Origin of the sequence: Vibrio mediterranei, from assembly GCF_013364395.1 — a bacterium.
Taxonomy (GTDB): domain Bacteria; phylum Pseudomonadota; class Gammaproteobacteria; order Enterobacterales; family Vibrionaceae; genus Vibrio; species Vibrio mediterranei.
Window position 1 is genome coordinate 89207 of sequence record NZ_JABXGK010000002.1, and the last position, 13042, is coordinate 102248.

A 13042-nucleotide genomic window follows, 5' to 3' on the forward strand; every position below is an offset into this window, starting at 1 on the left:
CCACTTGTCCGCTACAGTTTTTCTGCAACTCGAAGTACAGAGCTGCGTGATCGCGTGTTCATTTCAACTTCTTGATCGGATGGTTTAAGTGCTTTACCAATTGTTTTTAGATTTGCACTCCCCAAGGCACGAATTTGATCTTCCGTCATCGGAATACCGTGAGGCACTTGAGGGCCTCTACTTTCTTTCCGCATAAAACGCTTTACCATGCGATCTTCCAACGAGTGGAAACTGATCACAGATAAACGACCTTCTGGTGCTAGAATGCTTGCAGCTCCTTTTAGAGCAGTATCGATCTCTTCAAGTTCACTGTTGATATAGATACGAAACGCTTGGAATGAACGTGTCGCTGGGTGCTTCTTCTCTTTGAAGCTTTTTGGTGCCGCGTCAGAAATTAACTTCGCTAGTTGGCCTGTGCGAGTAAGTGGCTCTTTCTCTTCATCTTCACGATGAGCAACAATCGCTTTAGCGATTCGACGAGCGTGCTTATCTTCACCAAATTCACGAATAACCCAAGTGATATCATCTAGCTCAGCCTGAGCTAACCACTCAGAAACCGGCATGCCTGATGTTGGGTCCATGCGCATATCCAGTGGGCCATCTTTCATAAAGCTAAAACCACGTTCCGCATCATCCAATTGTGGTGAAGAGACACCTAAGTCCAGCAATACACCGTCAACTTTACCAACTAAATCATAGCGTTCCGCATATTCTGCCATACCAGAAAACGGGCCGTGAATAATGGTGAATCGTGGGTCATCGATTTTACCCGCTTCTTCAATCGCTTGAGGATCTCGGTCAATACTATAAAGGCGACCATTTTCACCCAATTGTGAAAGAATTTGACGACTGTGACCACCACGTCCAAACGTCCCATCGATATAGATACCGTCAGGTTTAATGGCTAAGCCATCGATAGATTCATGAAGTAGTACCGAAATGTGTTGGAATGATTCGCTCATTGGTGATCTCGAGAGTTGCTAAAGGCAAAGTAGACAAGTGTACTGATTTCCTTCAGTAACGTCATCTGGTTAAGTTCAGCCTAACGTAAAGATAGGTGATAAAAAAGCAAAAAACCCATCACAAAATCAATTTGTAATGGGTTTTTTTATAATAGGTGAAGTTGACCTGTACGCCGGGTTCTGTATCCGCCGAAGCGGTGATAGCCATTCGTCTAGGCCAGCAATCGCTCACTGGCTCGAGCAACCTACCCGCCTCCATACGCGAGCAACGCAATGTGGAAGCCTATTTGGTCTTGCTCCGGGTGGAGTTTACCTTGCAACGAACTGTTACCAGTCGTCCGGTGCGCTCTTACCGCACCCTTTCACCCTTACCTGTGCTCCTTCCGAAGAAATGGAGCCATCGGCGGTTTCCTCTCTGCTGCACTTGTCGTGGGCTCACGCCCCCCAGGCGTTACCTGGCACCCTGCTCTGTGGAGCCCGGACGTTCCTCCCCTCCGTCAGTCTCCCCCAAGACAAGCTCAAGGGGACGTCAACGAAGCAGCGACTATCCAGTCAACTTCAGGGCGCGGATTGTAGCGGAGCGCGAGCAATTACTCAAGGTTTTCTAAACCCCATTTGTATAATGCGTTCTTTTTCAGGTTATAAATCTCTGCCGTTGCTGCCGCAGCTTTCTTCAATGGTAGCTCTTTAACTAAGATAGCTAAGGTTCGAGTCGCCTCGTCAGGTAACGTGTCCGTCACGGGTTCGCGGTATCCATGAATTAATAAAACCATCTCACCGCGCTTGCGGTTTTCGTCTTCTTCAATCCACTCAACCAATTCACCTAATGGCAGGCCCTGTATGGTTTCGTAAGTCTTTGTCAGCTCACGTGCCAATACAACTTCACGCTCCGGACCAAGAACTTCAAGCATATCTGCCAACGACTCAGTGATTCGATGTGGTGACTCATAGAAAATACAGGTACGCTCTGCCTTAGCGATTTCCATAAACTTGTCTTTACGACCTTTGCTTTTTGCAGGCAAGAAACCTTCAAAGCTAAATCGATCAGATGGCAGACCTGAGGCGCTCAAGGCTGTTATTACGGCACACGCACCAGGTAATGGCACAACTTTAACGCCCGCTTGACGACATTGAGACACTAAATGGTACCCTGGATCGCTGATCAGTGGCGTACCCGCATCAGAAACCAATGCGATGGATTCGCCCGCTAACAATTTATCGACTAAAACTTGTGCTTTTTGCTGCTCATTGTGATCATGGAGCGCAAATGTCCTAGTTTGAATATTGAAGTGAGATAAAAGTTTACCCGTATGACGAGTATCTTCAGCAGCAATAATATCGACGCTGTTTAAGACATCGAGCGCTCTTTGTGTGATATCACCGAGATTTCCAATAGGAGTCGGTACAATAAAGAGCGTTGGTTGCTCAATATAAGTGGTTTTGTTGCTTGTCATTTGTTTACCAGCACTTCAACGATTAATATAATGATTTTACACGAATAGTGATTAAAGAGCTCATGGCAATGATGAACCCAAAGAGAAATAGTGTAACACGCCTACTGACTCCAATTGCATTGGCTTTGTCCATTGCCGCTTGTTCTACTCAGCCAAGCGCCCCAACGAGTGTTGATATCACCCTTGCTCCAACCGCATCTTCTGAAACGTACTTAATGCGTGCCGATGCCGATCAAGGTGGTTTTGCTAATGAATGGCTAATTCTAGCGTTCAAAGCATCGATTCAAGAAGGCAACTACGAACAAGCTAAGCGACTTTCTAATCGTCTAGCCAAACAAAACCTAACCGTTATTCAGCAAGCAGAATGGCAATTAGCTCGTGCCGAGCTTAACCTAGCGCAAGGTAATGCACAGGATGCATATCTACAACTGAACTTCCCAGCGGAATGGCCTCTTGCCCAACAGCAATGGCAACGCTACTACGAGTTAAGAGCGCAAAGTCTGGCCCAATTAGGCCGCTACTTTGAGGCTAGCCGAGAATTGATTGCCATGTCAGGTTTCGCTCCACGCGAAGATCAGCAAGGCATCAATGATGAGATTTGGAATAACCTCAACCAGTATTCTGCTGAGCAGCTTTCAACCCTAGTCGCAGAACCTAAAGAAGAAGTTCTTGATGGCTGGTTACAGCTTGCAACTTATATGAAAGCACTAGGTGGTAGCCTTCCACAGCTACAAAATACCTTAAAGAACTGGTTGGCCGAGAACCCGGACCATCCCGCTGCTGAATACACCCCACAAAGTATCTTAGACATTTTAAGTTTAGAGATCACGACGCCTCACAGCACTGCACTGCTGCTTCCATTAACGGGCAAATATGCGAAACAAGCGCAGCTAGTTCGTGATGGGTTTATGATGGCAATGATGGACGATGAGCAACGCGACCCAGAAGCAATTTTTACCGTTATCGATACTAATGAAACGGCTCCAGCAGATATCAAAGCACAACTAATTGCCAATGAAGTGGACTTCATTGTTGGTCCACTTATCAAAGAAAACGTTGAGAAACTGCAACAAGCACAAAAACAATCTGAAACGCCAATTCCAGCACTTGCACTCAATATTCCTAGCGAGTTAGAACCATCACAAATGATGTGTTACCTAACGCTTTCCCCAGAGCAAGAAGTAGCGCAAGCCGCCGCTCATCTTTCTGAAGGTAACTATGAGTATCCTCTGGTCCTAGCACCAAGAGGCAACCTCGGTGACCGGGTAGTGAAAGCATTTGAAGAAGAATGGGCGAAAGTCAGTGACAACAAAGTGGCTATTGCACAATATGGAAATCGCGCTCAGCTGCAAAAAACCATCAATAATGTATTCGGTCTTCAGCAAAGTCAGCAACGCATCGCCCAAATGGAAGCGTTGACAGGCATGAAGCTAGAGAATCAACCACGTAGCCGTCGCGATATTGACTCTGTTTATATCGTTGCCAATAGTGCAGACCTGACGTTGATCAAACCGTTTATTGAAGTGGCGATTAACCCAGATGCGAAGCAACCTCAGTTGTTTGCTGATTCACACAGCCACACTAGTAAACGTCAATACGAGGATCTCACTGGCGTAGTCTACAGTGATATCCCTCTGCTAATTGACCAAGATCCTCAGCTTGACGCACAAATGACCAAGTTCTGGCCGAAGAGCTCGAATGCAGAGAAACGTCTGCAAGCATTGGGGATGGATGCTTACTCATTAACTAAAGAACTACCGCAGTTAAAAGCCGTTCAAGGTTATTCTGTAGATGGCCAAACTGGCACATTGAGCGTTGATTCTGACTGTGTTGTACAGCGCCAAATTTCGTGGGGTGTATATGGTCAAAAGCCAACTCAAGTAACGGAAGCTTCTGAGACACAAGCGCCTAACACGGAAGAAGGTACGGATGGCACTGCTACCGTGGAACAACCGATCAGCCAATAAAAGAGCGGTTGGCAAAAACTACGAAATTCTCGCTAAGGACTATCTGGGTCGACAAGGCCTAGTAGCCTTAGCGGAGAATTACACCGCTAAATGCGGTGAGGTGGACCTCATCATGCAAGACGGTTCCACTCTTGTCTTTGTCGAGGTAAAGTATCGTCAAAGCACTCAGTATGGCTTAGCTCAAGAGATGGTGACACCCTCTAAAGCACGAAAGCTTCAAAAAGCTGCCACCCTTTGGTTGCTGCAAAACGGCTTATCGCCCTACGATACTGATTTTCGATTCGATGTCATTGCCATTCATCAGCAAGGCAATGACATTAACTGGATAAAGAACGCGATCACTCAAGGATAACCATGCGCGATAGCATTAAAGAAAGTTTCACTGAAAGTATTCAAATTCAAATTGCGGCTGCAGAAGCGCTTCCTGACGTTATTACCCACGCTGCACAAGCCATGGTAGCAACACTACTCAACGGTCACAGAATTCTTTGCTGTGGTAATGGCGGCTCAGCTTCCAACGCCCAACAATTTGTCTCTTGTTTACTGAATCGCTTCGAAACTGAACGTCCCAGCTTACCTGCTATGACTCTAACTGCCGATAGCACCACAATGACCGCAGTAGCAAACGACTATAACTTCGAAGATATCTTTGCCAAGCAAGTACGCGCCTTTGGTCAAGCTGGAGATATACTGCTTGCGATTTCCACCAGTGGTAACAGTAAAAACGTCATCAAAGCTATGGAAGCCGCAGTAACTAGAGATATGACCATCATCGCCTTTACTGGTAAGGACGGTGGCGAAATGGCAGGTCTGCTGGGTGAGAATGATGTGGAAATCCGTATCCCATCTCACAGAACCGCACGCATTCATGAGGTGCATATGGTAACTCTGCATTGCTTATGCGATCTTATTGACCAAGTTCTGTTCCCTTCCCACGAAGAGTAATACCATGAAGATGTACAAAGTTCTGACTTTGCTATTGGTTAGCATCATGTTGTCTGGATGTGCGGGCTTGTTTGTCGCTGGCGCTGCAACCACTGTCAATTTAGTGACTGATACTCGAACCACAAAAGAAATTTGGAACGATAACTCATTAGAATCCGAAGTTGCGGGGATGAGTAATAAAGCCCCCTACGTAGGCCAAGTACGCGTGGTTGCAAGTTCTCAACGCGGTACCGTGGTTCTGATGGGACAAGCTAAGACTCAAGCACTAAGCAACCAACTTGAAGCGCAAGTCAAAGGCTTAAAAGGTGTTAAACGAGTTTATAACCAAATTCGAATTAAAGATCCGATCAGCTTCACGAGTGTCAGTAATGACAGTTGGTTAACGACAAAAGTGAAATCAGCGTTGCTGACCGATGAGCGCCTTAACGGTGTAAAAGTTAAAGTCATCACTGAAGACAAAGAAGTGTTCTTACTCGGTTATGTTTCTAAAGAGCATGCAGATGTTGCCACTGAAATCGCTCGTAACGTCTCTGGGGTAAACCAAGTTATTCGTGCTTTCCAATTTAGTGAGCAGCAAGACAAACTCAATACCGAGGCTCCAGTAGAAGAAACAAAACAGCCAGAAGCTCAGGTTAAAAATGCCGAACCTGAAGAAGAAATGAGACCAATTATTGAAGAGCCTGCACCTTTTCATGAAATAGAAGGTTAAAGTCCTTTTAAACGTAAAAAGCGAGCTTGGTGCTCGCTTTTTTAATATCTGTGGTTCGTCTTTAACTCTATGGCTTAAGTGCTCGCTCACCACGAGCAATACCTACGATACCACTTCGTGCAACTTCCACCACATCAGTCACTTCAGAAAGTGCTGAAACAAACGCATCCAACTTCTCTGCGGTGCCCGCGAGTTGCACGGTATACTGAGAAGCCGTCACATCAACAATCTGACCACGGAAAATATCTGCAGTACGCTTTACTTCCGCACGAGCGAAACCACTGGCTTTTACTTTCACCATCATCAGCTCACGCTCAATATGGTCAAACTCAGTTACTTCTTGAACCTTTAGAACATCAATAAGTTTGTGGAGCTGCTTTTGAATCTGTTCAAGTTCCATTTCGTCTGACTCAGTCGTGATGTTAAGACGAGACAGAGTTTCATCATCCGTTGGCGATACGTTGAGTGACTCGATGTTATAACCACGTTGAGAGAACAAACCTACCACTCGAGAAAGTGCACCCGGTTGGTTTTCCATTAGTAGTGAAATGATATGTCTCATATTATGTTCTCTCCGTTTTGCTTAGCCACATCTTATCCATGCCTTCCCCTTTAATTTGCATTGGGTAAACATGTTCTGTTTCATCAACATTGATATCGACAAACACTAAGCGATCTTTCATTTCTAGCGCTTTCTTCAAACCAGACTCAAGCTCGCTTGGGTTGGAGATTCGAATCCCAACATGGCCGTAAGCTTCTGCAATCGCAGCAAAGTCTGGAACAGAGTCCATATATGAGTTTGAGTGACGACCTTGATAAATCATGTCTTGCCACTGTTTTACCATTCCTAAGAAACGGTTGTTTAGGTTAATGATCTTAACTGGCACATCGTATTGCATCGCCGTCGACAGCTCTTGAATATTCATTTGAATACTGCCGTCACCGGTGACACACACCACTTCCTCATCGGGATGCGCAAATTTCACGCCCATGGCTGCAGGGAAGCCAAAGCCCATGGTCCCTAGACCACCAGAGTTGATCCAACGACGAGGTTTGTTGAATGGGTAATAAAGCGCTGCAAACATTTGGTGCTGGCCAACATCCGACGCGACATACGCATCACCGCCAGTCAGTTTGTGCAGCACTTCAATAACTTGTTGTGGTTTAATGCGTTCTTCTGAGGTCTCATAACCTAAGCAGTTGCGCGCTCGCCATCCTGCAATGTCATCCCACCAAGCATTAAGCGCTGCTTCATCATTAGTTCCGCCTTGCTCCACAAGCAATCTAAGCATGGTCTCAAGCACCACATCTGCAGAGCCAACAATCGGCAGGTCAGCACGAACGTTTTTAGAAATCGACGATGGATCGATATCAATGTGAACCACTTTGGCATTAGGGCAGTACTTATCAAGGTTGTTAGTTGTACGATCGTCAAAACGTACACCTACACCAAAAATCAGATCAGCATTATGCATTGCCAAGTTCGCTTCGTAGGTGCCGTGCATACCCAGCATACCTAGTGCATTTTTGTGAGTACCAGGGAACGCGCCTAGCCCCATCAAAGTACTAATAACAGGTAAGTTAAGCGTTTCAGCTAGCTTAATGATATGCTGGTCGGCTTCTGACATCACCGCACCACCACCGACATAAAGCACCGGTTTCTTCGCTTCTAGAATCGCTTTTAGTGCTTTTTTGATTTGTCCTTTATGACCCGTCATTGTCGGGTTGTAAGAGCGCATCTTAATCGTTTCCGGATACTCGTAAGGAAACTTAATTTGCGGATTCATGACATCTTTTGGAACATCAACAACAACTGGACCTGGACGACCTGAAGAGGCGATATAGAACGCTTTCTTTAATGTTTCAGGTACATCTTCTGCACGTTGTACTAGAAAGCTGTGTTTGACCACCGGACGTGAAACACCCACCATGTCACACTCTTGGAATGCGTCATTACCAATCAGGTTATTTGGTACGTTACCAGAGATAACGACCATAGGGATAGAGTCCATGTATGCGGTTGCAATACCAGTAATCGTATTGGTTGCACCAGGACCAGAACACACTAATACAACACCGGGTTTACCGGTTGCACGTGCGTAGCCATCAGCCATATGGGTCGCAGCTTGTTCGTGACGAACGAGTACGTGTTGAATGTTTTCGCGCTTTTCATGCAGCGCATCGTAGATATCGAGAACGGAACCACCTGGGTAGCCAAAGATTTGTTGAACACCTTCGTCAATCAAAGATTGTACGATCATCTCTGCACCAGATAGCATTTCTGGGGTTGAATCTGCCATATTGTCTCCTTACCAGTTATCGCAGCAATTTGGTTATTGCTGAGCTGGCATTACATAGTTAGGTCTTATTCGTAGCCTAAATCGAAATTACTCACTTTCGGCTATGTCACGCCTAGCTTGTCATAACAAGCCATTCGTTTACGCAACAACTTTAACTCTTTCTTAGCACAAGATCTAACCCTATCAAGTTCTCAAAAAACACACTCCACTTTTAATGAGTCGTTTTGCAAACATTTGTTACAAGCTTGAACCACTAGCCAAACGATCAACAAGGACATCAATGAAAATTCAGTATTAAATTCTTTCAGATAGCCCTAAAAACCGCGCAAACCTATCGGTGAGTTGGATAATTCACAATAAAGCTATCCGCAGAAAAAACAAAAGCCTCCCAAAGGAGGCTTTTGTTTTTGAAGGCTCTATGTTTTTAAGCCGCTTTTGCTGGAGGCTTTCTCTTACTAAAGCGCCAACGCTTGAAGATGGATGGTTTAGATTGCTTCTCTTCTCGCTTTCCTAACATTAACAAACAAGGAGTTAATACTAATGTCAATACTGTCGCGAATGCCAAACCACCAGCGATAGCTGTTGCTAACTGTGACCACCACTGAGTGCTCGGAGCCCCAAACTCTATTTTTTGGTTAATGATGTCGACATTCATCTCCAGCACCATTGGCATAAGGCCAAGTATGGTCGTTACTGTAGTCAATAAGACGGGACGCAAACGCTGCACTCCGGTTCTCAATATGGCATCTCGCTTGTCTAATCCTCGTTTTAGCAGTTGGTTATATGTGTCGATAAGCACGATGTTATTGTTCACGACGATCCCAGCTAAAGCGATAACCCCAATTCCCGACATGATAATGCCAAATGGTCGCTGGAAAATAAGCAGACCTGCAAATACCCCCACTGTCGAGAATATAACGGCACTTAAGATAAGGAAGGCTTGATAGAAACTATTAAACTGAGTTATCAGAATCAATGCCATCACCGCTAGTGCAACCAAAAACGCACTTTGCAGGAATTCAGATGAGTTCTTCTGTTCTTCGTTTTGACCACGAATTCTATAATCGATACCGGCTGGTAAATCGATATTACTCAGTTGCTGCTGAAACCCTGGCAGTTCGACCGCGAGGTTATACCCTTCAGCCATATCAGCCTTAACACTAATAATACGAACGCCATCTAAACGGTTGATCGTATCTTGTTTAGGCTGAGGAGTTATCTCTGCAAAGTTGGTAATAGGCACCAATCCCGCTGGGGTTTTGATACGGAGCTCATCAAATCGGCCAATATCTCGTTTGTCACTTGGGAATCGAACGAGAATATCCACCTCCTCCGTCGAGTCGTCAGGCAAATAGTCGCCAATTTTCAATCCATTAGTGACAAACTGTACCGTATTTCCAACCAAAGTCGCATCTGCAGCAAACCGTGATGCATCATCGCGACTGATATCAATTTGCCAATCAATACCCGGCTTATTCGAGGTATCACTGATATTGGTCAGCTTAGAGTTACCATCAGCCCAGCGACGTATCATTTTAGCGACTTCATCGAGCTTTTCTGGGAAACGCGCTGAGAGCTCAATTTCTAGATCGTGTTCAACAGGCGGTCCAGCATCTGGGAATTTGTACTCGATTTCGACACCAGCAAACTGATCCGTGGTCTGCTTTAGCTCTTCGATAATAACATTCACACGGCGACGATCTTGCCAATCAACCGGAGTGATCTGAATCGTACCAATTTCATCCTTACCACCGGTTTTGGTATAGACGCTCTCAAATTCTTTGTGGTTAAACATTACCTGTTCCACCACTCTCATCACTTCATCTTTCTCCTTGATCGATAAGTCACCGTGAGAACGCACTTTTACATTGAAGTAAGGAGGATCTACCTCAGGGAAGAACTCGGCACCTAGACCCGCTTTGTTGTAGGCGAACCCGACCCCTATCGCCATCAAAATCGCCAACAACAGTATTTTCAATGGGTGACCGATGGCAATATCTAGTGTGTGGTAATAGAGCTTAGTGATACCGGTTGCTTGATCAAATTCACCGTTATGTAACGCAACCATCTGTTGCTGGCGCTTCTGTGAAACATACTGAGGCTTGCCAATCAAACCACCGATCACAGGTACAAACAACAGTGCCATGACAAGCGATGCAGTGAGGGTTGCGATAAGAGTCAACGGTAGGAATTTCATAAATTCGCCGGTGGTGTCCGGCCAGAATAATAGCGGCGCAAAAGCTGCTAGCGTAGTGGCCGTTGAGGCTGTAATTGGCCAAGCCATTCGCCTTGCAGCGTCACGATAAGCTTGTTTACGAGGGGTACCCTCTTGCATTCGACGGTCAGCAAACTCCGTTACAACAATGGCCCCATCAACCAGCATCCCCACAGCCATGATTAGTGAGAACAGCACGATAATATTGACCGTTAAACCAAATACTGAGAGCACCAATAAGCCCGTTAGGAAAGAGCCGGGAATTGATATCCCTACCAACAAGGCCGTACGTACACCAAGAATAGCAATAATGACGATCACTACTAAAATGATGGCCGAAAGAATATTGTTTTGGAGATCATTAAGCATGATCTTTACGTCTTTCGATTCATCTTTGGTGAATTTCACCAAAAGGTTATTTGGCCACTCCGGTAGCATTTGCGCTTGGCGTAATACCTCTTTAACGAGATCTACCGTTTCAATAATGTTCTCACCCGAGCGCTTTTTGACATCGAGTACCACTGCCGAGCGACCATCTAAACGAGCAAAGCTATCAGGATCCCTAAATGCGCGGCGCACTGTCGCCACATCACCAAAAGTAATCACCTGTTTGCCATCGACCTTAACCGGTAGCTCTAATACATCTTTCAGGCTATCAAATACGGAAGGAACTTTAACGGAAAAACGTCCATATCCAGTATCGACAAAACCCGCAGCCACCACCTTATTGTTCAATGCGATTAAATTGTAGATATCGCCCTGATCTAAGCCATAGCTTTCCATCAACAATGGATCGACAACGATTTCAACGATGTCTTCACGGTCACCCGCGATATCCACTTCAAGGATCTGCCTATAGCTCTCCAACTTATCCCGCAATTGGCGAGCGAGTTGAACAATTGTGCGCTCTGGAACAGTACCGTAAAGAACGACTGATAACACAGGTTGCTCAGAGGCAAGGGTTACTTCGTTTACCGTCGGCTCATCACTGCCATCAGGTAGCTTAGGCTTCGCTAAATCTACCGCATCTCTGACATCGGCCATTGCTTTGGCTAGATCGACACCGACGTTAAATTCCAACGTCACTGAGCCATGCCCTTCTGAAGCCGTCGCCGTCATCTCTTTCACTCCCTCTACGGAGCGCATCTCTTTTTCAAGGGGACGGACTAACAATCGTTCACTGTCAGTAGGAGAAATACCTTGGTGGCTAACAGAAACATAAATGATTGGAATGGTAATGTCGGGACTCGACTCTTTTGGTATCGAGTTATAAGTCGCAATACCAGCAATCAAAATTAGAACCAGTAAACTCAACATGGTTCTGGAGCGAGACAGCGCCGCATCAATTAATGCAAACATAGCAGCTCCTTATTGCTCTTGCTGCTGGGCAATTTGATTGGCTTGGTCAACACTGATGGCTTTAACGTTGTCGCCATCACGAACAAACCCCTGTCCGAGCACAATAATGTCAACTTGCTTGCCCAGTCCGGTCAGCCAAACGCCATCTTGCTCAGCTTTAACAAGCTGAATCGGTATAAAGGCGACTCGATTTTCCTTTAGAGTTTTCACCCCTAGGTTGCCACTTTCATCTAGCGCCAGCATTGCAGGCGTAATCTTAATCGCTAATTGCTCATCTAACGCAAGTTCAACCTCAGCACTGATACCAGCCGGAATACGTTGATTAGGATTTGGTACTTCGATTTCAATCGGAAAAGTATTCGTTGACTCGGAAGAAACTCGAGAGATATAGCGCAACTTTCCAGTCACTTCATCACCGTTAATAAAGCGGATTTGCGATGGCTGGCTAGTGACCAATTGCTGAATATGTCTCTCGCTAACATCCGCTTCGATGATCAACGTTTCTAAATCAATCAGCGTCGCCACAGGGTCACCAACCGAAACAAAATCACCAAGTTCAATATATAGATGGTCGACAATACCGGTAAATGGAGCTTTGACTGATGTATTGCGTAATGCCAATTTCGCCGCACTCACCATAGCTTTCGCTTCAGTTAAATTTGCGGCAGCGGTTGAGTAAGCTACTTCTCCTTGAAGTCCTTTGCTTTTTAAAGATTTAGAGGCATTGAATTCTTGCTGTCTGACATTTAGCATCGCTTGAGCACGCTCTAAGCGTATCTGCAAATCACCGAGATCGATTTGAGCGATTGACTGACCTGCTTTAACTGAGTCACCTTTTCGTACATTCAGTTTAGTGATCTTACCTGCAATCTCAGCACCCAATTTCGCGGTACGATCTGGCGCTGTTCGGCCGTAGAGATCGATTTTCTTCTCGACTTGTTGAGCATTAAAAGTTTGATATACAACGCGAGCTAGAGGCGCAGGATCATCGGAAGGTGCGGTAGATTGATTTTCTTCAGCTTTTAACACGCCTAAACCTAGCCACACACTAAGTATGAAGATACAGAGCAGAGAAATAAGCCAAGGACGTTTCGAAAAAAAACTGCCAGATTGACTGATTGGCATAATCAT

Annotated in this window: 10 protein-coding genes and 1 other RNA gene; 4 read left to right on the forward strand and 7 right to left on the reverse strand. The window is 45.5% G+C overall.

All coding sequences use genetic code 11. The features are described 5' to 3' along the window. Nucleotides 1–11 precede the first annotated feature (11 nt). From rsmH to rsmI, 3 genes are all read right to left on the reverse strand, one after another. Entirely contained in the window at nucleotides 12–962 is a 951-nt protein-coding gene (gene rsmH, locus HOP38_RS13825; RefSeq protein WP_006072702.1) for a 16S rRNA (cytosine(1402)-N(4))-methyltransferase RsmH, read from the reverse strand. 153 nt (nucleotides 963–1115) lie between these two features. Then, an RNA gene (rnpB, locus tag HOP38_RS13830) (RNase P RNA component class A) lies at nucleotides 1116–1522 on the reverse strand. Between the two features lie 30 nt (nucleotides 1523–1552). After that, entirely contained in the window at nucleotides 1553–2416 is an 864-nt protein-coding gene (gene rsmI / locus HOP38_RS13835) for a 16S rRNA (cytidine(1402)-2'-O)-methyltransferase (protein ID WP_006072698.1), read from the reverse strand. A gap of 62 nt (nucleotides 2417–2478) precedes the next feature. Here rsmI and HOP38_RS13840 point away from each other — a divergent pair, with 62 nt between their 5' ends. Genes HOP38_RS13840 through HOP38_RS13855 form a run of 4 tightly spaced genes read left to right on the forward strand, consistent with a single transcriptional unit; the run spans nucleotide 2479 to nucleotide 6037 of the window. Further along, nucleotides 2479–4383, forward strand: a complete 1905-nt coding sequence (locus HOP38_RS13840; RefSeq protein ID WP_420883063.1) for a penicillin-binding protein activator — start codon at nucleotides 2479–2481, stop codon at nucleotides 4381–4383. Continuing rightward, nucleotides 4346–4735, forward strand: a complete 390-nt coding sequence (locus tag HOP38_RS13845; RefSeq protein ID WP_124940243.1) for a YraN family protein — start codon at nucleotides 4346–4348, stop codon at nucleotides 4733–4735. Before HOP38_RS13840 ends, HOP38_RS13845 begins: the two co-directional genes overlap by 38 nt. Nucleotides 4736–4737: 2 nt before the next feature. Beyond that, nucleotides 4738–5328: a phosphoheptose isomerase gene (locus tag HOP38_RS13850; RefSeq protein WP_006072694.1), complete on the forward strand. Its 591-nt coding sequence runs from the start codon at nucleotides 4738–4740 to the stop codon at nucleotides 5326–5328. Between the two features lie 10 nt (nucleotides 5329–5338). Continuing rightward, complete coding sequence (locus HOP38_RS13855; protein WP_240645396.1) at nucleotides 5339–6037, forward strand: BON domain-containing protein; 699 nt, start codon at nucleotides 5339–5341, stop codon at nucleotides 6035–6037. A 67-nt stretch (nucleotides 6038–6104) separates the two neighbouring features. Here HOP38_RS13855 and ilvN read toward each other — a convergent pair whose 3' ends face one another. The 4 genes from ilvN to HOP38_RS13875 all read right to left on the reverse strand — a co-directional run bounded on the left by ilvN (nucleotide 6105) and on the right by HOP38_RS13875 (nucleotide 13036). Continuing rightward, entirely contained in the window at nucleotides 6105–6599 is a 495-nt protein-coding gene (gene ilvN, locus HOP38_RS13860; RefSeq protein ID WP_006072691.1) for an acetolactate synthase small subunit, read from the reverse strand. Nucleotide 6600: 1 nt separating this feature from the next. Continuing rightward, nucleotides 6601–8337 carry an acetolactate synthase 3 large subunit gene (locus tag HOP38_RS13865; RefSeq protein WP_006072689.1) on the reverse strand — a complete coding sequence of 579 codons (1737 nt, stop codon included), beginning with the start codon at nucleotides 8335–8337 and terminating at the stop codon, nucleotides 6601–6603. Between the two features lie 424 nt (nucleotides 8338–8761). Continuing rightward, nucleotides 8762–11911, reverse strand: a complete 3150-nt coding sequence (locus HOP38_RS13870; protein ID WP_198558301.1) for an efflux RND transporter permease subunit — start codon at nucleotides 11909–11911, stop codon at nucleotides 8762–8764. Between the two features lie 9 nt (nucleotides 11912–11920). After that, nucleotides 11921–13036 (reverse strand): efflux RND transporter periplasmic adaptor subunit, encoded by a 1116-nt coding sequence (locus HOP38_RS13875; protein WP_124940245.1) that lies wholly within the window; start codon nucleotides 13034–13036, stop codon nucleotides 11921–11923. Nucleotides 13037–13042 lie beyond the last annotated feature (6 nt).

Bases quoted from the DNA above. Each gene is read 5' to 3' on its own strand.
- HOP38_RS13870 (WP_198558301.1), bottom strand. From the start codon at position 11,911: ATGTTTGCATTAATTGATGCGGCGCTGTCTCGCTCCAGAACCATGTTG.
- HOP38_RS13855 (WP_240645396.1), top strand. From the start codon at position 5,339: ATGTACAAAGTTCTGACTTTGCTATTGGTTAGCATCATGTTGTCTGGA.
- ilvN (WP_006072691.1), bottom strand. From the start codon at position 6,599: ATGAGACATATCATTTCACTACTAATGGAAAACCAACCGGGTGCACTT.
- HOP38_RS13875 (WP_124940245.1), bottom strand. From the start codon at position 13,036: ATGCCAATCAGTCAATCTGGCAGTTTTTTTTCGAAACGTCCTTGGCTT.
- rsmI (WP_006072698.1), bottom strand. From the start codon at position 2,416: ATGACAAGCAACAAAACCACTTATATTGAGCAACCAACGCTCTTTATT.
- rsmH (WP_006072702.1), bottom strand. From the start codon at position 962: ATGAGCGAATCATTCCAACACATTTCGGTACTACTTCATGAATCTATC.
- HOP38_RS13840 (WP_420883063.1), top strand. From the start codon at position 2,479: ATGGCAATGATGAACCCAAAGAGAAATAGTGTAACACGCCTACTGACT.
- HOP38_RS13850 (WP_006072694.1), top strand. From the start codon at position 4,738: ATGCGCGATAGCATTAAAGAAAGTTTCACTGAAAGTATTCAAATTCAA.
- HOP38_RS13865 (WP_006072689.1), bottom strand. From the start codon at position 8,337: ATGGCAGATTCAACCCCAGAAATGCTATCTGGTGCAGAGATGATCGTA.
- HOP38_RS13845 (WP_124940243.1), top strand. From the start codon at position 4,346: ATGGCACTGCTACCGTGGAACAACCGATCAGCCAATAAAAGAGCGGTT.